General features: G+C 65.8%; 20 protein-coding genes. 15 read left to right on the top strand and 5 right to left on the bottom strand.

Translation table 11 applies throughout. From position 1 onward, the window contains the following. Positions 1-32 precede the first annotated feature (32 nt). The 11 genes from MANAM107_RS04910 to MANAM107_RS13225 all read left to right on the top strand — a co-directional run bounded on the left by MANAM107_RS04910 (position 33) and on the right by MANAM107_RS13225 (position 11,155). Positions 33-977, top strand: coding sequence for a carbohydrate ABC transporter permease (locus tag MANAM107_RS04910; protein WP_223911867.1), 945 nt, complete (start codon positions 33-35; stop codon positions 975-977). Further along, positions 974-1,783 carry a carbohydrate ABC transporter permease gene (locus MANAM107_RS04915; protein ID WP_179901152.1) on the top strand — a complete coding sequence of 270 codons (810 nt, stop codon included), beginning with the start codon at positions 974-976 and terminating at the stop codon, positions 1,781-1,783. Before MANAM107_RS04910 ends, MANAM107_RS04915 begins: the two co-directional genes overlap by 4 nt. Positions 1,784-1,920: 137 nt before the next feature. After that, positions 1,921-2,490 carry a TetR/AcrR family transcriptional regulator gene (locus MANAM107_RS04920; RefSeq protein ID WP_223911870.1) on the top strand — a complete coding sequence of 190 codons (570 nt, stop codon included), beginning with the start codon at positions 1,921-1,923 and terminating at the stop codon, positions 2,488-2,490. After that, positions 2,487-3,080, top strand: a complete 594-nt coding sequence (locus MANAM107_RS04925) for an NAD(P)H-dependent oxidoreductase (RefSeq protein WP_223911873.1) — start codon at positions 2,487-2,489, stop codon at positions 3,078-3,080. The genes MANAM107_RS04920 and MANAM107_RS04925 overlap by 4 nt, the downstream gene beginning before the upstream one ends. A gap of 128 nt (positions 3,081-3,208) precedes the next feature. Beyond that, positions 3,209-3,964, top strand: a complete 756-nt coding sequence (locus MANAM107_RS04930; RefSeq protein WP_223911876.1) for a DNA alkylation repair protein — start codon at positions 3,209-3,211, stop codon at positions 3,962-3,964. 958 nt (positions 3,965-4,922) lie between these two features. Beyond that, positions 4,923-5,936, top strand: a complete 1,014-nt coding sequence (locus MANAM107_RS04935; RefSeq protein WP_223911879.1) for a radical SAM/SPASM domain-containing protein — start codon at positions 4,923-4,925, stop codon at positions 5,934-5,936. After that, positions 5,933-7,003: an MFS transporter gene (locus MANAM107_RS13220; protein ID WP_223911882.1), complete on the top strand. Its 1,071-nt coding sequence runs from the start codon at positions 5,933-5,935 to the stop codon at positions 7,001-7,003. Before MANAM107_RS04935 ends, MANAM107_RS13220 begins: the two co-directional genes overlap by 4 nt. Positions 7,004-7,061: 58 nt before the next feature. Continuing rightward, the gene (locus MANAM107_RS04945; RefSeq protein ID WP_223911884.1) at positions 7,062-8,063 is read left to right on the top strand and encodes an IS481 family transposase; all 1,002 of its coding nucleotides are present in this window, start codon (positions 7,062-7,064) and stop codon (positions 8,061-8,063) included. A 248-nt stretch (positions 8,064-8,311) separates the two neighbouring features. Beyond that, entirely contained in the window at positions 8,312-9,352 is a 1,041-nt protein-coding gene (locus MANAM107_RS04950) for a radical SAM protein (protein ID WP_263421927.1), read from the top strand. A gap of 171 nt (positions 9,353-9,523) precedes the next feature. After that, positions 9,524-10,102 (top strand): O-methyltransferase, encoded by a 579-nt coding sequence (locus MANAM107_RS04955; protein ID WP_223911890.1) that lies wholly within the window; start codon positions 9,524-9,526, stop codon positions 10,100-10,102. A 27-nt stretch (positions 10,103-10,129) separates the two neighbouring features. Next, positions 10,130-11,155, top strand: coding sequence for a radical SAM protein (locus MANAM107_RS13225; RefSeq protein ID WP_223911893.1), 1,026 nt, complete (start codon positions 10,130-10,132; stop codon positions 11,153-11,155). 910 nt (positions 11,156-12,065) lie between these two features. Here MANAM107_RS13225 and MANAM107_RS04965 read toward each other — a convergent pair. From MANAM107_RS04965 to MANAM107_RS04980, 4 genes are all read right to left on the bottom strand, one after another. Then, positions 12,066-13,382 carry an AAA family ATPase gene (locus MANAM107_RS04965; RefSeq protein ID WP_223911897.1) on the bottom strand — a complete coding sequence of 439 codons (1,317 nt, stop codon included), beginning with the start codon at positions 13,380-13,382 and terminating at the stop codon, positions 12,066-12,068. Between the two features lie 203 nt (positions 13,383-13,585). Next, positions 13,586-14,461, bottom strand: a complete 876-nt coding sequence (locus tag MANAM107_RS04970) for a DUF5926 family protein (protein WP_223911901.1) — start codon at positions 14,459-14,461, stop codon at positions 13,586-13,588. 389 nt (positions 14,462-14,850) lie between these two features. Beyond that, positions 14,851-16,437 carry a DUF5129 domain-containing protein gene (locus tag MANAM107_RS04975; RefSeq protein ID WP_223911904.1) on the bottom strand — a complete coding sequence of 529 codons (1,587 nt, stop codon included), beginning with the start codon at positions 16,435-16,437 and terminating at the stop codon, positions 14,851-14,853. Between the two features lie 65 nt (positions 16,438-16,502). Next, the gene (locus MANAM107_RS04980; protein ID WP_223911906.1) at positions 16,503-16,901 is read right to left on the bottom strand and encodes a RidA family protein; all 399 of its coding nucleotides are present in this window, start codon (positions 16,899-16,901) and stop codon (positions 16,503-16,505) included. A gap of 478 nt (positions 16,902-17,379) precedes the next feature. Between MANAM107_RS04980 and MANAM107_RS04985 the strand changes: the two genes are divergently transcribed. Next, positions 17,380-17,994 carry a DUF1269 domain-containing protein gene (locus tag MANAM107_RS04985; RefSeq protein ID WP_223911909.1) on the top strand — a complete coding sequence of 205 codons (615 nt, stop codon included), beginning with the start codon at positions 17,380-17,382 and terminating at the stop codon, positions 17,992-17,994. A gap of 245 nt (positions 17,995-18,239) precedes the next feature. Further along, positions 18,240-19,922, top strand: coding sequence for a phosphoglucomutase (alpha-D-glucose-1,6-bisphosphate-dependent) (pgm, locus tag MANAM107_RS04990; protein WP_223911912.1), 1,683 nt, complete (start codon positions 18,240-18,242; stop codon positions 19,920-19,922). A 122-nt stretch (positions 19,923-20,044) separates the two neighbouring features. Here the strand turns inward: pgm and MANAM107_RS04995 are convergent, their stop codons facing one another. After that, positions 20,045-21,745, bottom strand: a complete 1,701-nt coding sequence (locus MANAM107_RS04995; RefSeq protein WP_223911914.1) for a dihydroxyacetone kinase family protein — start codon at positions 21,743-21,745, stop codon at positions 20,045-20,047. Positions 21,746-21,996: 251 nt separating this feature from the next. On the opposite strand from MANAM107_RS04995, the gene MANAM107_RS05000 reads away from it, so the two are divergent. Continuing rightward, on the top strand, positions 21,997-23,157 hold the full coding sequence (locus MANAM107_RS05000; RefSeq protein WP_223911916.1) for an alcohol dehydrogenase catalytic domain-containing protein: 1,161 nt from the start codon (positions 21,997-21,999) through the stop codon (positions 23,155-23,157). Between the two features lie 10 nt (positions 23,158-23,167). Then, positions 23,168-24,244, top strand: coding sequence for a YwiC-like family protein (locus tag MANAM107_RS05005; protein ID WP_223911918.1), 1,077 nt, complete (start codon positions 23,168-23,170; stop codon positions 24,242-24,244). Positions 24,245-24,268 lie beyond the last annotated feature (24 nt).

A 24,268-nucleotide genomic window follows, 5' to 3' on the forward strand; every position in this document is an offset into this window, starting at 1 on the left:
CGCGGGCGACGCCGCCCCGACCCAGGAGCACCATGACCACCCCCGTCCACTTCCCCACCGCCGGCCCCCGCAGCCGGCCCACCGGCCGGCCCGCCGGCCGGCAGCTGTCCACACGCACCGGGCGCCGGATCGCCTCCCTGTGCCTGCTGGCACCGCCCCTGCTCGTCTACGGGCTGTTCATGCTCTACCCCCTGGGCCGCGTCCTGGTGCTGTCCCTCTACCAGTGGGACGGGCTGGGCACGGGGACCTGGGCGGGGCTGGGCAACTACGTGGAGACCTTCACCGACCCCCGGCTCCTGGAGGCCTTCGGCCACGCCCTCATCCTCATCATCTTCTACGCCGTCCTGCCCCTCGGCATCGGACTGGTGCTCGCCAGCCTCCTGACCCGGGCGCGCCTGCGCGGCATCGGCTTCTTCCGCACCGCCGTCTTCCTGCCCCAGGTCATCGCCATGGTCGTCCTGGCCGTGGCCTGGCGCCGGATCTACGCCCCCGACGGCCTGATCAACACCGCCCTGCGCGCGGTGGGCCTGGAGGCCCTGACCCGCACCTGGCTGGGCGACTTCTCCACCGCGCTCATCGCCGTCGGCCTCATCGGCACCTGGGTGAGCACCGGGCTGGTCACCGTGCTGCTCATGTCCGGGATCGCCCGCATCCCCAAGGACTACTACGAGGCCGCCATCCTGGATGGGGCCGGATGGTGGCAGCGCCTTCGGGCCGTGACCATCCCCGGGGTGCGCGCGGAGATCCTCGTATGCCTGACCCTGACCATCATCGCCGCCCTGAAGACCTTCGACCTGGTCTACGTCACCACCTCCGGGGGGCCGGGCTCGGCCACCACCGTGCCCTCCTACGAGGTCTACAACCACGCCTTCCGACTGGGGCAGGTGGGCACCGCCTCCTCCCTGGCCGTCGTGCTCACCGCCGTCATCTTCCTCATCAACCTGGCCATCAACCTCCTGGGGGAGCGCGACCGATGAGGATCTCCCGCACCGAGAGGACCATCAGCTACCTCGTCCTGGCCCTCTTCGCCCTCCAGGCGCTCCTCCCGGTGGCCTACATCATCATCCTGGCCCTGGGCTCGGAGCGGGTCGGCGACGACTCGTGGGGGCACGTGGAGAACCTCGCCACCGCCTGGGAGCGGGGGCGGTTCTCCCAGTACATGGCGAACTCCGTGACCGTGGCCCTCATCGTGGTCAGCGCCGCCCTGGTCCTGTCCCTCATGAGCGGCTACGTCCTGGGCATCCTCCGGCCCCGCGGCTCCGATGCCCTGTTCTACGTCTTCCTGGTGGGCATCATGGTGCCCTCCGAGGCGATCGTCCTGCCGCTGTTCTTCGACCTGCGCGCCGTGGGCCTCATCGACACCATCTGGGCGGTGGCGCTGCCGCAGATCGCCCAGTCCCTGGCCTTCGGCACCTTCTGGATGCGGGCCTTCTTCCGCGGCGTGGACCCCTCCATCCTGGAGGCCGCCCGTCTCGACGGCGCCGGTGACCTGCGCATCCTGTGGTCGGTGCTGCTGCCCCTGGGGCGACCCGCCGTCATGACCCAGATCGTCCTGACCTTCATGTGGACCTGGAACGACTTCCTCATCCCCCTGGTCATGTCCCCCTCGGGCACGGTGCGCACCGCGCCCCTGGGGCTGGCCTTCTTCCAGGGCCAGTACACGCAGGGCTCCACCCTCCTGGCCGCCGGAGCGGTCCTCGTGGCACTGCCCGTGGTCGTGCTCTACCTGCTCCTCCAGCGCCAGTTCATCTCCGGCATCACCGAGGGCGCCGTCAAGGGGTGAGCGGCCCGGCGGGGGGCAGGCCGCCGGGAGGACGGGACTGAGCAGCCGGGCGGGGGCCTGGCCGGCGGGCGGTTCGCGACGACGTCGTCGCCCCACCGCACCCTTGACAGATAAGTGAATGCCGTTAACCTCAATGTGTGACCCTCGTCCTGGACCGCCGCAGCACAGACACGCGTGAGCGGCTCATCGCAGCGGCCCTGGAGCTCATCGACTCCCAGGGCTGGCCAGCGGTCACCCTGGCCGGGGTGGCCCGCGCCTGCGGGGTGACCACGCCCGCCTGCTACAAGCACTTCGCCTCCAAGACCGGCCTCTTCCAGGCCGCCCTGAGGCAGCTGTCCACCAGCCTGGGCCGCCGCGCCGCGGGCTCCCTCCAGGAGGACCCCGCCGAGTCCCTGCTGGCGATCGGCCTGCTCCTGGTCGAGCTCGCCGAGGACCACCCGCACCTGTTCGAGTTCAACCAGCTCAGCCCCGTGGCCATCGCCGCCATGGCCGACCCCGACGCCCACCACCCGCTGCTGGCCACCATACGCCGCGAGGTGGAGCGCCTCGCCGCGACGAGAGGAGCCGACCCCGACCCCCTCCACCTCATCATCTGGTCCTGCCTCCAGGGCTACACCCAGCTCATCGCGGCAGGGGCCACCACCGCGGACCCGGAGTTCATGCGCCGGGCGCTGCACGCCGCCATCACGATAGGAGATCATCCATGAGCCGCAAGAACGAGCGCACCCTCATCATCTACGCCCACCCCTACGAGGGGTCCTTCAACCACGCCGTGCTGGAGGCGGCCACCACCGCCCTGGACAAGGCCGGGCGCCCCTACGACGTCATCGACCTCTACGCCGATGGCTTCGACCCCCGCTACACCACCGAGGAGCTGGCGCTGTTCGGGGAGGGCGGCACCACGGACCCGCTGGTCACCCGCTACCAGGACCTCATCGACAGCGCCACGCGCCTCATCATCATCGCCCCCATCTGGTGGAGCGAGCTGCCCGGGGTGCTCAAGGGCTTCGTGGACAAGGTGATGAAGCACAACTGGGCCTACACGGCCACCCGCACGGGCATCAAGGGGCGCCTGACGCATATCAGGGAGGTCCTGGTGCTGACCACCTCGACCGCCCCCACCTGGTTCCTCAAGCGCCTGGCGGGCAATGCCATCAACGGGGTCTTCCTGGGGTCGGTGATGAAGCAGCTGGGCATGGGCAGGCGCCGGTGGGTCAACTACGGCAAGGTCGACAAGGGCGGGGCCTCCCGCCGCAAGAAGCACCTGCGGAGGGTGGCCCGCCTGGCGCGCGGCTGACGCCGCCCCGGCCGGGCGCCGGCCAGTACCGGCCCGTTAGGCGGGCCACGCCCGCGGGCGGAGCCGTGCTACCGGGCTGAGCCGTACTGCCAGGGCGGGCCGGCTCGGCCTGACGATACGATGAGCCCATGAGCCGTGCCTCGTTGAGCCCCGACAGACTCGCGGAGCTCAACGGCGGCGGCGAGTCGCGAACCCTTGCCGAGATCCTGGCGATCAGCCACTCCCGCCTGCTGGCGGCGGTCCTGCCCGAGGCCCCGGAAGGGCTCAGGGATGCTGCTCGGGGCGCCGACTCCCTGGGGATCCTGGCGCGCATGCGCGCCATGGGGCGGGCCCTGCACGCCCACATGGGGCCGCAGGCCCTCGGGTCCCTGGCGGGGCACGCCTCGGATACGGTGCGCGGCTGGGCCGTCTTCGCGCAGGCAGCGGCCTGGGAGGAGCGGCAGGAGTCGATCACGGGGGTCCTGGCCTCGGTGCGCGGTGCAGCCGACGACCCGCACTTCGGCGTCAGGGAGTGGGCCTGGCTGGCGGCGCGCCCGCAGCTGGCCGGCAGCCTGGACGAGGCCGTGGCCGCCCTGGTCCCCTGGACCGCCGACCCCTCGGAGCGGATCCGCCGCTTCGCGAGCGAGTCCCTGCGACCACGGGGCGTCTGGGCCCCACATATCCCCGAGCTCAAGGAGGACCCGGAGCGGGGGCGGGCGCTGCTGGAGCCGCTGCGGGCAGATGCGTCCCGCTACGTCCAGGACTCGGTGGCGAACTGGATCAACGACGCCGCCAAGACCCGCCCGGACTGGGCCAGCGACCTGTGCCGGCAGTGGCTGAGCCAGGAACCGGGCCCGGCGACCCGCCGGATCGTCGCACGGGGCCAGCGCTCACTGCGCCGCTGACCACCGCCCCGCAGACCCCGGCAAGCAGAGCCGCGCCCGCCATCGGGATGCGCGCCGACTGGCACCGCCACCGGCAGGACGGACCCTCGGGGACCGCCTCAGAGGGCGTCCCGTCAGCCAGGTACCACAGGTATTCGCTGGCGTGCCATTATTTACATTTATCCAGGTCAGGAGCCATTTGCTCGATCGGCGAGTAATTCTCTCCGAGCGCTGCGCAGGTTAGATCGGGTGGGAACATCGGAGCTGGTGGCAAGCCTTGGCCAGAAAGAAGAGCGTCGCTTGGCGGACTGGGCGTCGCTTCTCGGAGAGGACGTACCTCGTAGGTGTCGCCTTGGGCGCCGTGCACAGGATCGCTAAGGAGTTACGGTGCAGCCCTGAGGCTGGGAGCTCCTGGGTCGAGAAGACCCAGGTCGATAGCGGCCTGGGCCCGGGAGCCACCATCGACGAGGCAGCCCGAATCAAGGGACTGGAGAAGGAGAGCCGAGAGCTGCGTCAGGCCAATGAGATGCTGCACAAGGCAAATGCGCACTTCGCCCAGGCTGACCTTGATCACTGGTGGAGATCATCAACTCCATCATCGACGACAACCAACAGGAGCTCGAGGCCGGGCCGACCGAGCGTGACGGGGCCGGTCAACGTCGCCCGGTGCACTGCCGAGCGGCTCATAGGCGCTCTGGGCCCGCTGCACGGCGTCAGACGCGCCGAGCCGCCCAGCACGACCCGCTCAGCATCTCAGAACCGGCGCCCGACGGACCTGGTAAGGCGCCGCTTCAAGGCCGTTGTGCCTAATGGGCGGTAGGTCGTGCACACCACCTATGTGCGTAAGAAAACTCTTAAGATAACATTATAATATATATACCTCACATCCAAAGACCTATGAATGCGATGCGTATCGAAGTATACTTAACCATCATGGTCAAAGACGCCATCTACTTGAGAGAGGCAGCCAGGTGGAAAAATGAGCGATTACATGCCCTTTCATGTTGTCTGGGCATTGACTAATGCCTGCAACGTTAAGTGCATCCACTGCTATGCAGCATCCAAAAATAGATCGCCGGACGAATTAACGACCAATGAGGTTCTTAATCACCTTGAGTTGCTTGCTCGAGACGGTCTACTTGATGTAGCATTTAGCGGCGGAGAACCCCTCCTGGTCCGCAGCCTGGAATGTATTGCCGAAAAAGCGTCAGATCTTGGGCTCACCGTCGGCGTCGGAACCAACGGATGGGCGCTTACTCCCAAGAGAGCCAAGTCGTTGGCCCAAGCCGGAGTGACGCGAATTCAAATATCTCTCGATGGGCTCGCACAAACCCACGACTCAATACGCGGACGGAAAGGCCTATTCGAAAAATCTCGCAAAGCGATCGACAATAGCAAGGATGCCGGAATAACAACGAAGGTCTGCTTCACGGTACATCGATTGAACTGGCAGGAATTAATTCCTGCATTTGAATATGCATTATCTGCAGGGGTTGACGGGTTCAATTTATCACAATTAGTTCCGACAGGCCGAGGGAACACTGAAATCGACCTGGATCCACATGAATGGCGAGAGATCTTGGAATGGTGGGATTCCGCCCGGCGTGAGCACCCGTCGATTACCATGACTACCCACCTCGCTCAGTTGGCCATGGTGGCCCCTGATCTAGCCTGCAATCCGCTCTTCCAAGGGTGTCAGGCCGCGCGAGGACAGGGCGCAATTTCTCCGACAGGTGACGTTTATCCCTGCGTCGTACTTCCGTACAGTATTGGCAACTTACGAAAGAACTCTTTCAAATACCTCTGGAACAACTCTCCCACTGCAGTTAGATTACGAGACCGGAACCAATTGCTGGGACTTTGTGGCAAGTGCGTTTTCCGCGACAAATGCGGCGGCTGCCGTGCGACAGCATATGCAGTCACCGGAAATTTGATGGCTACTGACCCTCACTGCTGGATCAATAATCAAGCAAGTTGTGAGTCTGCATCATGAAACGCTATAAATTTAGCCTACCGCACCAAGTATACTACTTGGCCGCCGCAACATTAGCCAACTCTCTCGGTACCTTCTTGCTGCCATTTCTTCCCCTATATCTTAAGTCGCTGGGAAATACTGAAGATGTAATCGGACTAACTATAGCATGTTACGGAATCGGCTGTCTTCTCTCGTCGCTCAGTGCCGGATGGATTTCTGACAGAATAGGTCGTAAGCCAATTATCTACGTCAATCTTCTTATTAGTTCCGCGTTAACGGGATGTATCGGTTTTGTAGCGAATACAGTCACACTGATTATCATTGTATTCGCTATTGGATGCTGTGCCGGGATGTCAAGACCAGCCTCCACTGCGCTAGTTGGAGACATTGTTTCAGAAGAAATGACTGCTGCTGCATACGGACTACTCTACTGGGCTGGAAATGCAGGATTCATTATCGCGTCTTTATTGGGGGGATTTATCGCTACTAAATCTTTCCTACTCCTATTCCTACTTGACTCAGCAACATGTATGACAGCCTTAATTTTGCTATTCTATGGTTTGTCATCGTTGCATGAATTACCTTCAGTTGAAAAAACGTCTACGAAGCATTCGGAGACGTCAAGGCGTGTAACGCCACTACTATTCGTTATTTTGATAGCATTCTTCTCGTGGATGGTCCAAACACAGGCATGGACGGCGCTTCCACTCACGGTTAATCGTTATGGATACAGCGCCTTTGACTGGGGAATACTCTCAGCAATAAATGGCGCTGTTGTGATCATCTGTCAGCCATGGGTCAACGTTCTCGTGAAGAATTGGGGGACTACGCTTTCGTTGGGAATCGGGTGTCTAATTCTAGGCATAGGCTTCTCGCTCACCATGGCGTTGGCTACTCTTATGGCCTTTATCCTGCAGACAATTTTCTGGTCTATAGGTGAAATACTCGTCGCAACAGCAGGTCCAGCGGCAGTATCCCAGTTGACAACCTCAGCGAATCGAGGCCGATGGATGGGATACTTAGCTGCCGCATTTTCGCTGGCTAGTTGTACTTCCTCGGGAGGTTGTGAACGGGGTGGGTGGTGAGTGAAGGCCTCCGGCAGGATGTGGGTTGACACACTCGCATCACTGACCGGAGGCCTTCATGACCCACGCTAACGCACCACTGACCCCTGAGGGGCGTCGTCGTCTTGCTGTCCTGGTGGTCGAGCAGGGATGGCCCGTGCGCCGGGCGGCTGAGCGCTTCCAGGTCTCGCCGGCCACCGCCAGCCGGTGGGTGGGCCGGTACCGGGCCGGCCAGCCCATGGAGGACCGCTCCGCCCGCCCCCACCACAGCCCAGGGCGGCTGGCAAGGCGCACTGAGCGGCGCATCATCGCCTTGAGGTTCAACCGCCGGTGGGGGCCCCACCGCATCGCCTACCACCTGGGCCTGGCACGCTCCACAGTAGGGCGGGTCCTGGAGCGCTACCGCATGCCCCGCCTGGCCGAGGTGGACCGGGCCACCGGGCTGGCGGTGCGCCGCCCTGCGCCGGTGCGTTACGAAAAGAGTGCCCCGGGCCAGTTGGTGCATGTCGATATCAAGAAGCTCGGCCGCATCCCCGACGGCGGGGGCTGGCGCGCTCACGGACGTGGCTCAGCGCCCGCCCTGGCCGCGGACCGCGCCAAGACCCGCACCCGCCGCCGGGGCGGCCCGGTCGGAGGCTACCGGTACATCCACCACGCGATAGACGACTACTCGCGTGTGGTCTACTCCGAGATCCTGGCCGACCAGACCCAGGAAAGTGCCGCGGGGTTCTTTCAGCGCGCCAAGGCGTTCTTCGAGGACCTGGGCATCACTGTCGGCGCTGTCATGACAGATAACGGGGCCTGCTACCGCTCACGGGCCTTTAACCAGGTCCTGTCCGCAGCCGGCATCAAGCACCGCTACACCCGTCCCTACCAGCCGCAGACCAACGGCAAGGTCGAGCGCTTCAACCGCACCCTGCAAGACGAGTGGGCCTACGCCCACACCTACACCAGCCAGACCCAGCGCGAGACCGCCTACCAGGCCTGGCTCCACCACTACAATCACCACCGACCCCACACCGCCATCAACGGCCAAACCCCCGCCAGCCGCGTTCACAACCTCACAGGGAAGTACAGCTAGTGTCTTATCACCAGTTACCGGCGGATTCGCATTGGAGAACAACCTCGAAATTCTCCTCTGGACAATGTGTGGAGCATTAGGTTGTCTAGGTTTTATTCTATCACTATTAACGAGGCACAGTAGTATTTTGAAGGAAGTGCAGCATCATGAACATTAGCCGATATAGTATATTTACAGCTTCACCGCCACAAGAACCGTGGCATATCTATGTGCACATACCATTCTGTCCTCGAAAATGCCGGTTCTGTATGTATTACACCATACGCTCCTATTCGGAGAGGACCAAAGAAGCGCTGTCAGAAGCGATAGTCAGCGATGTGAGAAACTATCGTGCTCTGAGCGGAACTGTTTCACACGCTGTGTCCAGCATATACTTTGGCGGTGGAACGCCCTCAGAACTTAACGCAAAAAGAATATCTCAGTTAGTGCAAGAACTTCGATATTCCTTCCCAATCGCAGATGATGTCGAGATCACTCTTGAAACGTTTCCAGACCTGGATACTGCGAGCGTACTTCGAACTTATGCCGACGCGGGAATTACGCGAATCAGTATCGGAGTACAAAGCCTCGATATTGCCGTTCTCGAGGCCAGTCGACGACCAACGACTGGTTTAAGTAGGATTTCGGAATTAGTCGATGCTTGTCACTCTACGGGACTGTGCGTGAATATTGATTTAATGTACGGTCTACCGATACAGGATAAAGCTAGTTGCTTGACCACACTGAATACTATCATCGATGCGCGGCCTGACCACATTACACATTATCGTTGCGTAAACGGCCCATATTCAGCGGCCTTCCGATTACGCGAAATAGAAGTGTTTGACCGTATGACATCAGAGGAACTGATGAAGGTTGATGATGAGGCGCGCGATTTACTAATCAATAGAGGATTCCATGAATACGCGGCGGATCATTACGCAATTAGCACTAAATCGATCACTATCCACGAATGCGGTGAATGGATGGGAGAATCAGTTTTAGGATTGGGGCCTGCTGCTATGTCATTTATGGGGAACACGCTTTTTAAGAATGCGCCAAATCTTGGTAGCTATCGCAAGAGTATGGATACTGGACGGGTTATAAAGCCAATCACGCTAAATCAGTCTGATACTGCGAGGCGGACCGCCATTCTTTGTTTAACTAAGTTACTGAAGATAGACTTGAGTATACTACAAGATAGATATGGTGAGGACGCTAAGGGAGTTTGTGAGGAGATTCTGCGATTGCATGATTTGGGACATGTTAAAAAAAACCGCCCCAAATGTATATACTCCGCATCGAAATGATATCGCGTTGATCATTTTCGAGTTGGCTTCGTTCGAAAATTCTGAGATGACGCGGCGAGTTCTTACGGGGGCATCATGAAGAGAGAAGTATCGCGTGCAAGATTTAGTCAAGAAGATATCAGACGCTGTGAGAAAGGAGGGTCCTCCAGACTAATAATTGATCGACACGTAATGCCTATGTCGATCTCGGGTGAAGGTTTAGATTTGCTGATGGAATATCGCGCATTTCCTATCTCGGAGGTTGCTGCAAGCCGCTATGAAGAACTCTTGGCGGATTACAAACCGCGTACTATTATCGATGTCGGCTCGGGACTTGGGACCAGTGTATTAAGTGCTTGTATAGTAGCAGTATCAGGAATCGCGCCAATCGAACACGTGTATTCTATCGAGATTTCGGAAATGAAGCGTAATTGGATGCGGCAGTATCTCGGGTATTGCGAAATGTCCGAATTTGTCACATCTATTTGTCAAGACAAATTCGCAGATGTATTTACGAATGTCAGCAGGGGGCCTTTGCTTATTTTCATGGATTGTTGGCCTGAGCCGGCTTTCGAGTACGCGAATATTATTACGCACACATATTCTACTGTGGATACGACCGTCGTGATCGATTGTTCGACTGTTCAAGACCAATCTACTGAGGAACTGCTGCTGCGACTGCTGGGGGGACAGCGCCAGCTGGGAAGTTCAGCGCTAGGGGATTTGCTCGTAACGACGCTGCCGAAGATACGTTGTATTGAATCTTCGTAGAATGATGAACTAGGAAAGGAGAACGCTATGCAGAACATTATCAAACCTCTATATGTCGTCTGGGAAACAACGACTCTTTGCAATTTGGGTTGTGTGCATTGCTACTCGAACTCGGATTCCCGGCACCCGCGCGAACTCACGACACAAGAAGCGAAGGACCTCATTGACCAGCTGCAAGACCTAGGCACTATCATCCTGGCTATGAGCGGAGGTGAGCCCCTTTTTCGGCGAGACTGGGAAGAAGTGTCAGAATACGCTGCCTCCGCAGGTTTGCTAGTAGGAATAGGGACCAGCGGGTGGGCGATTAATGCGGTGATGGCGAGAAGGATCAGAGATGCCGGGATCACCAGGTGCACAGTTAGCATCGACGGCGTAACCGCACCTGTTCATGAACGCATGCGACCGAGACCAGGCTCATTCGATCGGGCCGTTACAGCAGTAAAGCACCTCAAGGACGCAGGTATTCGGACTATTGTCGGCTTTACGCCGACGCTTCTGAACATCGAAGATGCGTTCCGCATGATAGATTTCGCTGCAGATCTTGGTGCTGATGCAGTTAACCTCTCAGAGTTCGTGCCTACAGGACGAGGAACTCGGACTCTTAGTCCTTCGAGAGATCAACTCAGAGACATAATTAGGTACTGGGCTACCGAGAAGAATCGACGAAGCGATATCGAGGTATTCTGGCATGACTGCCGAGTCGGTGAGTTTCTTGCACCTGAGGAGAAAGGAAAATACATCGGATGTGGCGCAGCGAGTGTATTATGTAGGATCACCGTCGATGGCAAAGTGGCACCCTGTGTTACATTGCCTATAGAGGCTGGTGATCTGAGGGAGCAGAGCTTGAAAGATATCTGGGATAATGCGCCCATTATGCGCAAACTTCGCAATCGCAGCAATATTCGCGGGAATTGCGCTGGATGTGAGTTAATCGATTCTTATGGCGGATGTAGGGCGATGGCACTAGCGTGGACCGGAGATCCGTTTCAAGGAGATCCGATGTGCTGGATCCGCCCGCCAGAGGGCCGAACACTTTTAGAGTTGATTCACTAGGTTGTGGAGAGGAAGAATCATGGAACTCGATGATTGCTACATAGCTGACAGTATCTCGGTTCGTGATCAAGAAGGTCAAAAGTTGGTTTATCAACGCAATAGCGACCACATGTACCTTATTCCCGAATTCGGAGTTAAGATTATCTATGCTTTCGCTGGAGGTAACAGTGTAAGGGCGGCGTTGGCTGAATGTGACATCCAATGGGATGGACTCTCCGTTGCGTTACAGGATAGGATTTGTGCCTTTATCGATGGCCTTCGCGATCGCCGACTACTCCTTGAGCTGTCTGTGACGGACTCGAGGGAAGAGAAGGGAGGTGATTAATCATGAGTTTCGAACTTGTTGAACAGATCGAAGAGTTGGATATCGTCGACTTGGGTGATCTGGCACTGGTTGCGTGGCAGATCATCTGACTTGCGACGCCATCCCGGAGAGAGGCTCGGCTTCCCTCCGGGATGGATCGTTCTTGGTTTGGCCTCACTCCTGACGCTTTAGACTGGTTTCGGGATCGGGTGGGAATTTTCATTGGAATGGCGTGAGGCTTTTGGTGGTGGACCGCGTCATCCAGCCACCTCTGGAGCTCAGCCTGGTGCACCTCGTTCGCCGCCGCATCGGCCACGATCCAGATGACCTGCCCACGCTCCGACCGCTGCCACGACCGCTCCCCCTGCTTGGCGGCGCGCACGAGATTGACCAGTGAGGTCTTCCATGCCCTTCCCTTGCCCCGACGCCCGAGGAACCTCGGCACGAAGATCTCCGGGTACCGGTGCTCCAGGAGCGCCCGGAGATAGCGCTCCTCCGTCAGTCCCTCGACGCAGAAGTGCACCACCTCCTTGGGCGACCGGCTTCCGGGAGCACTGCCTCCCCGACGGCCTAACGGCCTCGTCTTGCGCCTGCCCATCTCCACCCTCAGATCCTCGGCACCCCGCCGATCCGCCCCGACATGTAGAAGGACAGCAGATCAGCGTCCTTGCGCACCCCGATACCGGCGAAGTCGGAGACCCGGGTCAGCCTGGAGTCCCCATCCACCTTGTCCGCCACCCAGATCTCGTCACGTCGCAGCAGATCGGAGCGCATGAGCTGGATCTCATGGGTGGTGAAGATGAGCTGGCGCCGATCGTGCGCATCGAGCCCATCGAGGAAGGAGCGGATGAACTCCTGCGTCAGCCTCGGGTGCATGGAGTTCTCCAACTCGTCGATGACAAAGACACCACGGGCGTCCTCCTTGCGCAATTGGAAGAGAACCGGCAGGAGGTTCATGAAACGCTGGGTGCCGTCGGACTCCTCGCGCAGGTGCAGCCGGAAAGAGGCGCGCTCCTCCTCGCCGGGACCGGTCTCCACCTCATGGAGGGTCACCAGTCGCCTGGCCATCGGCTCGCCCTCCTCGGACAGGGACAGGAGCGCCCAGTCCCTATCCCCCGTGCCGATGACGACAGTGCCCCCCTCGTCCTGCAGCATCTCGATGAGGGCATCGATCTGCTCCGCCTTGAGCGAGAGCGCATTGACCCTCATGTCCTCGAGATCCAGTCTCGAGATTCCCGTATCCGCTCGCGTCAGCCCCTCATTCATCGCCTGGGCGAACATCTCATCAGCATCGAGGCGCGCCGGAAGATGGACGTACTCCGATCCCGGACGAATGATCGTCAGGCACTGCTCGAACCACCGTCGGGCGACTGCAACCGGAGTATCGCCGTCGACCCCGAGGACCCCCAGGAAGGTCTCGTTGGGCGCCACGACCGTCCGATAGGCCTGCGCCCGGCGGTTCTCCACGAGGTCGCCGTAGAGCTCGATCTCGTCCCCCTCCCGCTCAAAGACGACCTCTTCGCTCTGGGACTTCACCAAGACGAGGGACTCGCGGTGAATCCGCCTCCGATCAGCAACAACCTCGTAGAGGAAGACGTGCTCCTGAATCGAGCCGTCCGGCGCGACGAACTCGATGGTGAAGACGGTGGGCTCCTGCCTGCCCTTGATCAGGTGCGGCGTCATGCGCAGGGCTCCCCCCACCGGACGGGCATCAAGCACCAGGTTCCGCAGTGCCTCCAAACCATCGACAAGCGTGGACTTGCCAGAGGCGTTCGCCCCGTAGACCGCCGCCACAGGCAGGATGCGGGAGCGCCGCATCGCAGCCAGCCGCTCCCCATGACGCCGCTCACGCGTCGCGACCATGCTGAACTCGACCGGCTCATAGTAGGACTTCCAGTTCTCCAGGCGCAGGAACCGCAGCATCGGCGCTCCTTCCATCCAACAGGCGACCATGCGCTAGATGCAGATTCTCTACATCAAATGTAGATCGCCATATCCGAATGAGCAAGATTCATACTCATATGAGTATGACCTCACCTCCCCGCCCCGGCGAGCAGAGTCGCGCCCGCCGTCGGGGTGCTCGACGGCGGGCGCGGCTCCAGTGGTCAGGGCTCGGGAGCAGTCCCTCAGAGGTTGACCTGGCGGGAGATGATGCCGGCCTTGGCGCGGCGTGCGGCAGCATCCAGCGGCCCGCTCTCCGCGAGCGCGGCGTCCAGGCGCTGGCCCATGGCCGTCAGCGGCCCGGTCAGCTCCTCGGCCTCGGTTCCGGGCACCAGCTCCCACACGGGGATCGCCAGCCCGCAGGCGCGGAAGGCCCCGATGAAGCGGGCGCCCTCCTCCAGGTCCGACTCCCGAGCGGCATGCACACGCGCGAAGGCGTTGAAGAACTCGTCCTCATCCTCCCCGCGCACCCAGCGCACGAACTCCTTGCCGTTGATGCGGCACCAGTAGGCGTGGTCCACCCCGGGCACCGGGCGCGTGGGCGGCAGCTCCTCCTTGGAGCTCTCGATGGCGCGGGCGGTCTCCTCATCGGCAGCGGACTCGGCGTCGACCCAGAAGTCGAGGACCTCGCGCACGTCCACCACGGGCTCCACGCTCAGGTCCAGGACGTCCTGGAGGCGCGGCCCCGGCTCGGGCAGGCCCTGGCGCGCCAGCCCCCGCCCGGCCTCCAGCTCCAGGGCGTCGATGAGCGCTGCCGCCACATCGCGGGAGGCGTCCCCGGAGTGCACGGTGGTCTGCATCGCGACGAGCACCTCGCCGTCGGCCCGCCGCATCGCCTGGGCGAGCTCGGGCAGGAGGGTGACGAGCTGGACCTCGCCCCCGCCGTACTCCTGGGTCAGGCGCACGGTGGCGGTGGCGGCGGGGATGATCTGCATCATCGCCACCAGGCCCTCCTCGGCCGGGATCCCTGCGAAGGGGCGGGCGACGAACTCGATCTTCTTGGGCTTGGCGGCCTTGGGCTCAGCGGCCCGACGGCGCCCCTGGCGCTTCTTCTTCGACATGCCGGCCAGCCTACCCGTCTGCGTGCGGCGCCCAGGATCCGACGCCGCACCCGCGACCGCAGCCGTCGTTGCACATCTTCGGACCCTCCTGGCCTCAGCACCCTGCGAGATCCCGCGGAAAAGCAGGGACCAGCGGGCGGAGCAGGATCTGAAGATGTGCGACGGGCCCAGCAGGGACCGCAGGGCTGCTGTCAAGGGCTTGACAGTAGGTTGACAGCCCGCTTGACAGCAGCACCGCGCAGCCCCACTTCTCCGCAGGAATCCGCCCCTGACCCCTACCCCCACCCCCTTAGCAGTACTTTTACAGTAAGAAATGAGGACGATCAGGCGCCGAGAGCCCAGGGCGGCTCTGCCACTGGGGCAGGCGGCGGCGCGCCCCTCGGCACCGCTCAGAAGTGCGAGCTGGAACCGGCCCCCGAGAAACTGCCCCCGGAGTAGCCGCCGGAGAAGGAGGACCCGGAGAAGCCGCCCGAGGAGCCGGTGCTGGCCGGCGTGTAGCTCACCGCCGCGCTGTAGCCCGTCACCAGGCCCTCGATCGGAGAGGAGAACTGGGAGGACGAGCCGGCCCCCGTCCACCGCACCCCCGAGGCGGCCGCCCCGGGAGAGTCCGGGTTGATCCGGATCGTCGCAGCCGGGTTGTAGGAGGAGCGGTGCCCATCGAGGATCCACCAGCCCGCGTAGTGCGCGGAGCCGAAGCGCGACCTGCGGGAGTAGTCGCTCTCGTAGCGCTGCAGCCGAGTGCGCCCCACGGAGGAGGAATCCGCCTCCAGGGCCCTGCGGGCCAGGGCATCGGCGCGCACGCGCGCCTCCTGGGAGATCGCATCGAGCTCATCGAGAGCGGCCGGCGGCGTCAGGCTTCCGCTGGCGAGATCGCCTGTCATCTGCGCCAGCTGGTCGCTGCACTGGCGCGCCCAGGCGCGCTCGGGCTCGACATCGACCCTGCTGCTCTGGTGCTTCACCGACGCGCACAACGACCTCAAGGAGGCCAGGTCCTCACGCACCGGGCCTGTCTCATTGGCCCAGGCATCCTGCCAGCCATGGGAGAGGGTGAGCAGGGCAGCAGTGTTGGCGATGGCGTCGTCCATGGAGTCCAGCTCGCTGGCCCGGCCCTCCATCACCTTGGCCCTGGAGGCCAGCCCGACGGCGAACCAACCGGCGCCGCGCGGCTGCCCGAAGTCGTGGAAGGCGCGGGTCAGGCTGGCGTAGCGGTCCTCGAACCAGCCGAAGCGGGCCAGCACCTGGGCTCCATGGGCGTCGTCGGTGGGGATGAGCCCGGCGCGTATCTGGGTGGCGTCATAGTCGGCGGTCACCTGCGCGTAGTGGCGCGAGGCCCGCTTGAAGGCACGGCGGGCCTCGCCCCGCGCCCACAGCATCCACCCCAGGAGGATCGCCCCGCCACCGACCCCCAGGATGCACAGCAGGACGATCGTGGTCTCCGAGGGCACCGGCCTGCCGATCACCTGCGCACTGGAGCGCGCCATCGCCTCGATGCCTCCGGCCCAGTCGCCGGCCCGGAAGCTGCTCTTGGCCGACTCCTGGATGCGCTCCTGGGTCGCCAGATCGACCTTGACGTCCTCACCGAAGTAGCAGCCCACCCAGCGCCCCGTCGGCGAGACCGCCAGGATCACCAGGCCGTCGGCCCAGTAGTTGGGGTTGTCGTCGATCCAGCCGGGCTCCTTGGCGCGGGCGTACTCCAGGACGGCGGCGTTGAGATTCTCGTCGTACCCCACGTCGAGAGTCACCACCGCCAGCCTCACCTCCTTGCGGAAGCCGATCTCCTCCAACTGCCGGCCCACCGCCTCGGCTTGAAGCACCTGCGCCTCGTCGTGGACCTCCACCTGGGGCGTGTGACTGTCGCCGAAGGGCCACAGGGCCCACAGCGGCAGCCCCACCATCAAGACCAGGACCAGGAGGAGCCTCAGGCCCAGGGAGGCGACGGCGCGAGCACCGCCCCAGCGGACGATCAGGTCGGACATGGCACCCTCCGTTCAGAGCAGGACACGAAGCGCCACCAGGCTAGTCGCCGGCAGCGCCCCCGCGCTCAGGACCGGGCGGCGACAGCCTCGATCTCCACCCGCGCGCCCAAGGGCAGGCCGGCGACGGCGAAGGCCGCGCGGGCGGGCAGCGCCTCGCCGGTGAAGTAGCGGGCGTAGACCTCGTTGACGGCGGCGAAGTCACTGATATCGGCCAGCAGCACGGTGGTCTTGACGACGTCGCCGTAGCCCAGGCCCGCCTCGGCCAGGATCGCGCCCACATTCCTGAGCACCTGCTCGGCCTGCGCCTGCACGTCGCCCTCCACCAGGGCGCCGGTCGCAGGGTCGAGCGGCACCTGGCCGGAGACGAAGACCAGCGAGCCGGCGCCCTGCCCCGTGGAGACGCCCTGGGCGTAGGGGCCCACAGCAGCGGGGGCCTGATCAGTGGCGATGCGGGTGACGGTCATCATTCCTCCATTGGTTCTTGGGACTGTCCTGGAAGCACGCTTAGAGCGCTCACCCGGCGCGCCGCTCAAGCGTGGTCGCCGCGCTGCCGGCACTGGCACGGCGGACGGCCCGGTGTCGGGGCGCTCATACGCCCGGCTCACTCTAGCGGCGCGGCAGCAGACCGGCCCCCGACCCGCCGTCGCCCCACCCCCCTCAAGGCCGGATCCCCGAGGCGGCCCGGCCTCGATCCCACCCAGGAGGCCCGGGACCCGAGGCCCGGGCCACTGGCGTCTTGGAGCGCCGTCGTAGGCCGGCACCGCATCCGGGCCGTCCGGCAGACCGCGCCCATCGGCACTGCCGAGGCCGTCGGCCCCGACCGCTCCTCCTCCACCCCGCCCATGGCTACAGCAACTTCTCCCGAATAGTTCGGCCTACCGTCAGGTCAAATCTTCACGCTGAATGCTCCAGACCACAACCACTCATCGGAAGGATCGATCTATGACCGCTCACATCTTCGCCATCGCCACATTCCCCGAGTCCAGCAAGGCCTACGAGGCCCTCAGTGAGCTGCGCCAGGCCGCAGGAGAGGACCGCATCGGCATCGACGCCGCCGTCATCGCCAAGCGCGACACCAACGGCCACTTGAGCTTCGCCGAGGGCGAGGACAACGTCATCGGCGGCGGGGCCGTCACCGGCGGCCTGGTCGGCACGCTCATCGGCGTCCTCGGCGGCCCCCTGGGCATGCTCGTGGGGTGGGGCGCCGGGGCCCTGGTCGGCTCCTACTCCGACGCCGACCGCGCCGACCACGTGGACACCGCCCTGGGCGAGATCAGCCAGCACCTGCCCGCCGGCGCCACCGCCATCGTCGCCGAGGTCGAGGAGGTCACCCCCGAGGTGCTCGACACCATCGTGACCTCCCGGGGTGGCGCGGTGCTCCGCCGCGACGCCGAGGAGGTCGTCGACGAGCTCGAGGCCGCCGAGGCCGCCGCCGAGACCGCCGACCGCGAGGCCTCCCGGATCCTGCGCGAGGAGCGCAAGGCCGAGCGCAAGCAGAAGTGGGAGGACCGCGTCGAGGCCCTGCGCGAGAAGTTCCACCACAAGAAGGACGACTGACCACCAGCCACCGCCCGCTGGAGGGCCGTCCCACTGCACGATCCGCCGCGGCAGGGCGGCCCTCCGGCCTGCGCCCCGGCCGGGGCGCGGCAGGGCGGGCGCGCACCCTGCCCGGCAGGAGCGACGAGGATCGTTTAGGACCATTGCCCCGCCAAGGCGCCCCGCATGTCCGCGCTGCGAGATGCCGCGATGCCCGGGCAGCGAAACGGGCTGACGGCCCCAGTGGCCCGTGACACACTGCCCCCATGCACCCACGCGCAGGACAACCAGCCCAGCCCGACGACCTCATCGACGTCGATGAGGTCGTCTCCGCCTACTACGACCTCGTCCCCGACCCCGCCATCGCCACCCAGCGGGTGGTCTTCGGCACCTCCGGACACCGCGGCTCCTCCCTGGACACCGCCTTCAACGAGGCGCATATCGTGGCCACCACCGCCGCGATCGTGGAGTACCGCCGATCCCAGGGCACCGACGGCGTCCTCTACCTGGGGCGCGACACCCACGCCCTGTCCGAGCCGGCCTGGCGCACCGCCATCGAGGTGCTCTCCGGCGCCGGGGTGATGACCGCCGTCGACGCACGCGGCTCCTACACCCCCACCCCGGCCGTCTCCCACTCGATCCTCCTGGCCAACGGTGCGGGCACCGAGGCGGGCGTGCGCACCTCGGGACCAGGCCTGGCCGACGGCATCGTCGTCACCCCCTCCCACAACCCGCCCCGCGACGGCGGCTTCAAGTACAACCCGCCCACGGGCGGGCCCGCCGGGTCGGAGGCCACCGGGTGGATCGCGGCGCGCGCCAACGAGCTGCTGGCCGACGGCTGGCGCGAGGTGCCGCGCGTGCCGATCGCCGACGCCCTGGACGGCCCCTACGTGCTCAAGCACGACTACCTGGAGACCTACGTCGCCGACCTGGACAGCGTCATCGACATGGAGGCGATCCGCGAGGCGGGGGTGCGCATCGGCGCCGACCCGCTGGGCGGCGCCGCCGTCGACTACTGGGGGGCGATCGGGGAGCGCTACGGCCTGGAGCTGACGGTGGTCAACCCCGAGGTCGACCCGGCCTGGCCCTTCATGACCCTGGACTGGGACGGCAAGATCCGCATGGACTGCTCCTCGCCCAACGCCATGGCCTCCCTGCGGGGGATCATGACCCCCGACGCCGAGGGCCGCACCCCCTACGACGTCGCCACCGGGAACGACGCCGACTCCGACCGCCACGGCATCGTCACCCCCGACGGGGGGCTGATGAACCCCAACCACTACCTGGCCGTGGCCATCGACTACCTCTTCACCCACCGCCCCGGCTGGGCGCCGGACTGCGCGGTGGGCAAGACCCTGGTCTCCTCCTCGCTCATCGACCGCGTGGCCGAGGCCATCGGGCGCCCCCTGGTGGAGGTGCCGGTGGGCTTCAAGCACTTCGTGCCCGGTCTGCTCGACGGCTCCCTGGGCTTCGGCGGGGAGGAGAGCGCCGGGGCGTCCTTCCTGCGCAAGGACGGCACGGTGTGGACCACGGACAAGGACGGCATCCTCCTGGCCCTGCTGGCCAGTGAGATCATCGCCGTGACCGGCCGCTCCCCCTCCCAGCTGCATGCCGAGCTGGTGGAGCGCTTCGGCGACAGCGCCTACGCGCGCATCGACGCCGCCGCCTCCAAGGAGGAGAAGGCCAAGCTCGCCGCGCTCTCGCCCTCCGATGTCACCGCCACCGAGTTGGCCGGTGAGGAGATCACCGCGCGCCTGGTGGAGGCGCCCGGCAACGGCGAGGCGATCGGAGGGCTCAAGGTCACCACGGCCAGCGCCTGGTTCGCGGCCCGCCCCTCGGGCACCGAGGACGTCTACAAGATCTACGCCGAGTCCTTCAAGGGCGCCGATCACCTGGCCCTGGTCCAGGAGGAGGCCAAGAAGGTGGTCTCGGCGGCCCTGGGCGGCTGAGGCGGCCCCGCGAGGCCGCCCCGCGAGCCCGGCATCCCCCACCGGCGCCACCGGCCTATCCGGTCAGGCCCGCCCGGTCGGGGGTGCCGGGCTCGGTGCTGCCTGCGGGCCCGGCGGGCCGCTCAGGCCAGGAAGGGGCCGACGGCGCGCGCCACCTCGACGAAGGAGACGGCCCCGGGGTCCGGGGTGCCCAGGGATTTCTCCCCCAGGGGCCGGGCGCGCCCCACCCGGGCGACGATCCCCTCGGTGGCCCGGGCCCCCTCCTCGGCGGCGGCCACGGCCTCCTGCCAGGCCTCGGGCAGGGGCCTGTCGGAGGCGGCCAGCGCCTCCACGAAGGGCGCCATGGCATCGACCATGGTCTTGTCCCCCGGCTCGGCCCCGCCCAGGCGCCGGACGGCGTCCAGGCAGGCGCGGGCGGCCGCCACGATGCGCTCGGCCCCATAGGGGGCCTCGTCCCCCAGGGCGGCACCGAAGGCGGTGAGCACCGCGCCCCACAGCGCCCCGGAGGTGCCGCCGGCACTGGCCGACCAGGCGGCCCCGGCGGCGGTGAGGGTGGTCGAGGCGCCCGCGCCCTGCCCGGCCACGGCGGCCGCCTCACTGGCCGCGGCGGCCGAGCCGCGGGCCATGCCGATGCCGTGATCGCCGTCGCCGGCCACGGAGTCGAGGCGGCCGAGCTCGGCCTGGCGGTCGGCCAGCACCGCGCTGATGGCCTCCAGGGCCCTGACGGCGCCGGCCGCGATCCGGCGGGACTGCGGGCTGCCCTCAGCGGTCACGACCACCGCCTCGGCCTCCTGGGGCAGCTCGGTGTCATCGAGCTCGACCACGGCCACGGAGCCGCGGCGGAAGGCAGGAGTGTCGCAGGGCGCGAGCCACAGGGGCTCGATGACCTCGTCGAGCCACACGAGGGTCAGCGACAGCCCGGCCATGTCCAGGCTGGTGACGAACTCCCCGACCTGGGGGTCCACCACCTCCAGGCCCGCGTCCAGCAGGCGGGTGCGGATGTCGTTCCACACCACGAACAGCTCCTCGTACTTGGTGGCGCCCAGGCCATTGACGATGGGCACCACGCGCCTGCCGGCGTCCCGGGGCCGGTCCTCCAGCAGGCCCTCGACCAGGAGGCGGGCGACGTCGTCGGCGGTGCCCAGCTCGGCGTCGCGGATGCCGGGCTCGCCGTGGATACCCAGCCCCACCCCCATGGTCCCCGGCTCCACGCGGAACAGCGGCTCGGGGGCGCCGGGCAGGGTGCAGCCGCCGAAGGCGACCCCGAAGGAGCGGGTGCGGTCATTGACCCGGTTGAAGACCTCGATGACCTCATCGAGGCTGCGGCCCTCCTCGCAGGCGGCCGCGGTCACCTTGAACACGGGCAGGTCGCCGGCGATCCCGCGGCGCTTGAGGTGCTCCTGGGGGCCGGCGGAGGCGATGTCGTCGGTGACCAGGACGCAGCGGGTGTCAATGCCCTCACTCATGAGGCGCTCGGCCGCCTGCCCGAAGTGCAGGACGTCGCCGGCGTAGTTGCCGAATCCGATGAGGATGCCGGCGCCGCGGTCGGCGGCCTTGCACACCGAGTAGGCCTGGGCAGCCGAGGGCGAGGAGAAGATGTTGCCGCATACGGCGCCGTCGGCGAATCCCTGGCCCACCCAGCCGGCGAAGGCCGGATAGTGGCCCGAGCCGCCGCCCACCACGAGGCTGACCTTGCCCGGCGCGGTGCGGGTGGCCCGCACGACTCCGCCGAAGACCGGCTTGAGGTAGGAGGGGAAGGCACTGGCCAGGCCGGCCACGGCCTGGGCGGGGAAGTCGTCGGGGGTGTTGAGGAGTCGGGTCATGGCTGCTCAGCTCCTTCGCTGGTCGGCAGGTCGGACGGTGGTCGTCAGGCGGTCATCGGGCGGTCGCAGGATCATCAGCTGATCGACGACGGGACATGAGGCGGTCGAGGACGGGTGGGCGGGCCGTGGACCCGGGGCGCGGCGCCCCGACCTCGATGTCGGGACCAGCTGGGCCAGGCAGCGGCCATCAGTCAGTGAAGCATGAGATGTTGGTACCCACAAGACGCGGAACGCACGAGCAGGAGCCCCGAATGACGCGCCAGCACACGGATCCCCCCGCATCCGGGACGATGCCGGCCCTGACCCTGCGCGGTCCGGGCGACGCCGCCCTGACCGACAAGCCCATCCCGGTCCCCGGCCCCGGGGAGGTGCTGCTCGAGGTGGAGGCCACGACGATCTGCGGCACGGATCTGCGCATCATCTCCGGGGAGAAGACCAGCGGGGTGCGCCCCGGGGTGACCCTGGGCCATGAGATCGCCGGGCGCATCGCCGCCCTGGGCGAGGGGCTGGAGGGCCCGGGGGGCCAAGGCGGCCAGGGGAGCCCCGGCGGTGGGGGCGGGCTGGCGGTGGGCCAGCAGGCGACAGTCTCGATCGTCGTCTCCTGCGGGGTGTGCCGGGCCTGCCTGCGGGGGCGGGAGCACCTGTGCGCCTCCATGGAGCTCTTCGGCTACGGGATCGACGGCGGCCTGGCCCCCTACGTGCTGGTGCCGGCGCGGGCGGTGGCGCGCGGCAACGTCATCCCGGTGGCGCCCCACCGCGAGATGCCGGCCACGCGGCTCGCCCTGGCCGAGCCGGTGTCCTGCGTGCTCAACGGGCACCGCCGCCACGGCGGGGTCAACCCCGGGGAGACGGTGGTGATCCTGGGCGGGGGGCCGATCGGCCTGCTGCACGCCCGGCTGTGCCTGGCGGCCGGGGCGGGCAGGGTCATCGTCTCGGGGCGCAACCCGCAGCGCCGGCGGGTCGCCGAGGCGCTGGGCGCCCAGGCAGTGGCGCCCCAGGAGGCCGCCGCGGCGGTGGCTGAGGCCACCGGCGGGTGGGGGGCCGACGTCGTCATCGTGGCCATCGGGGCCGCGGAGCTGGCCGACGCCTCCCTGGAGCTGGCGGCGCCCGGTGGGCGGGTCAGCTGGTTCGCGGGCTTCCCCAAGGGTTCGCGCGCCTCGATCCAGCCCAACACCGTGCACTACGAGGAGCTCGCGGTCTCGGGGGGATCCAATGCCACGCGGGCCGATGTGCATGACGCCGTGGCGATGCTGGCCGGCGGGCTCCTCGACGAGACCGCGATCGTCACCCACACCTTCGGCCTGGACCAGTGGCGCGAGGCCGTGGAGGCGGCCCGCGAGCACGTCGGCGTCAAGATCGCCATCGATCCGCGTCGGGGCGCGGGTAGGGGCGCCGGAAGGTCGGGAGGATAGGCTGGTCGACGTGAGCCAGTCCCGCCCCTCCGGGCCCTCCCAGCGCAGGGTGGAGCGCATCAGCGACCAGGCCGATGCCCCCGAGCAGGACCCCGTGCGCGCCAGTGCGCCGTCGTCGGGCCCTGCGGTGCCTCGCTCCGCCCCCTCCCACCAGTCGAGGCCCGGCCCTGGGGACGACATCATGCTGTCCACCGGCAGGCCCCAGCCGGCGCCCCGGCCCACCCAGGAGCAGATCCGCCGCCAACCGGGCCGCAAGGCCTGGGTGCCCCACCAGCACGGCGCCTGGTCGATGCTGGTGCTGCCGCCGATCGTCGGCTGGATGGTGGGGGGCTGGTCCTGGGTGAACCTGCTGCTCCTGCCCGCCTGGTGGGGGGCCTACCTCACCTACTGGGCATGGTCGCAGTGGCTGCGCACGCGCTCGCCGCAGCGCCGCGCCCTCATCCTGGTTCCACTGCTGGCCTACACGGGCTGGACGGCGCTGCTGGGTCTGATCACGCTCCTGGCAGCCCCCTTCCTGGTGCAGTGGATGGTGCCCCTCGCCCCGCTGTTCGCCATCGCCCTGCACCAGGTGTGGCGGGGGCGGGAGCGCTCCCTCATCTCGGGGCTGGTGACGACGGCGGCCGCCTCCCTCATGGCGGCGGTCACCTACAGCCTGGCCGTGCGCGGCGCGGGCGGCTTCCTGGGCCTGGGCACCGGGGCCTCCGAGCTGCCGGGGGCCTCGCCCAACGGCGCGCTCACGGGCTGGCCCTGGATGTGGCTGGTCACGGGCATGACGACGGCCTACTTCTGCGGGACGGTGCCCTATATCAAGTCGATGATCCGCGAGCGCTTCAACTACCCGCTGCTGGCCGGCACCGTGGTGGCGCATGCGGTGGTGGCCTCGGTGACGGGCTGGCTGGCCTCGGGCGGCTACCTGCCGGTGGCGCATGCGGTCCTGTGGGTGGTGCTGGCGCTGCGCTCCCTGGTGATGCCGCTGTGGCAGTGGCGCCTGGTGCGCACCCGCCACCGGCCCCTGCGGCCCGGGGTCCTGGGGATCGTCGAGGTCGTCATGTGCGTGGCCTTCCTGCTGACCCTGCCCCTCCCCTAACCTTCGACAATTTGCATGAGATCG

Source organism: Actinomyces capricornis (assembly GCF_019974135.1).
In the GTDB taxonomy this organism is placed as follows: domain Bacteria; phylum Actinomycetota; class Actinomycetes; order Actinomycetales; family Actinomycetaceae; genus Actinomyces; species Actinomyces capricornis.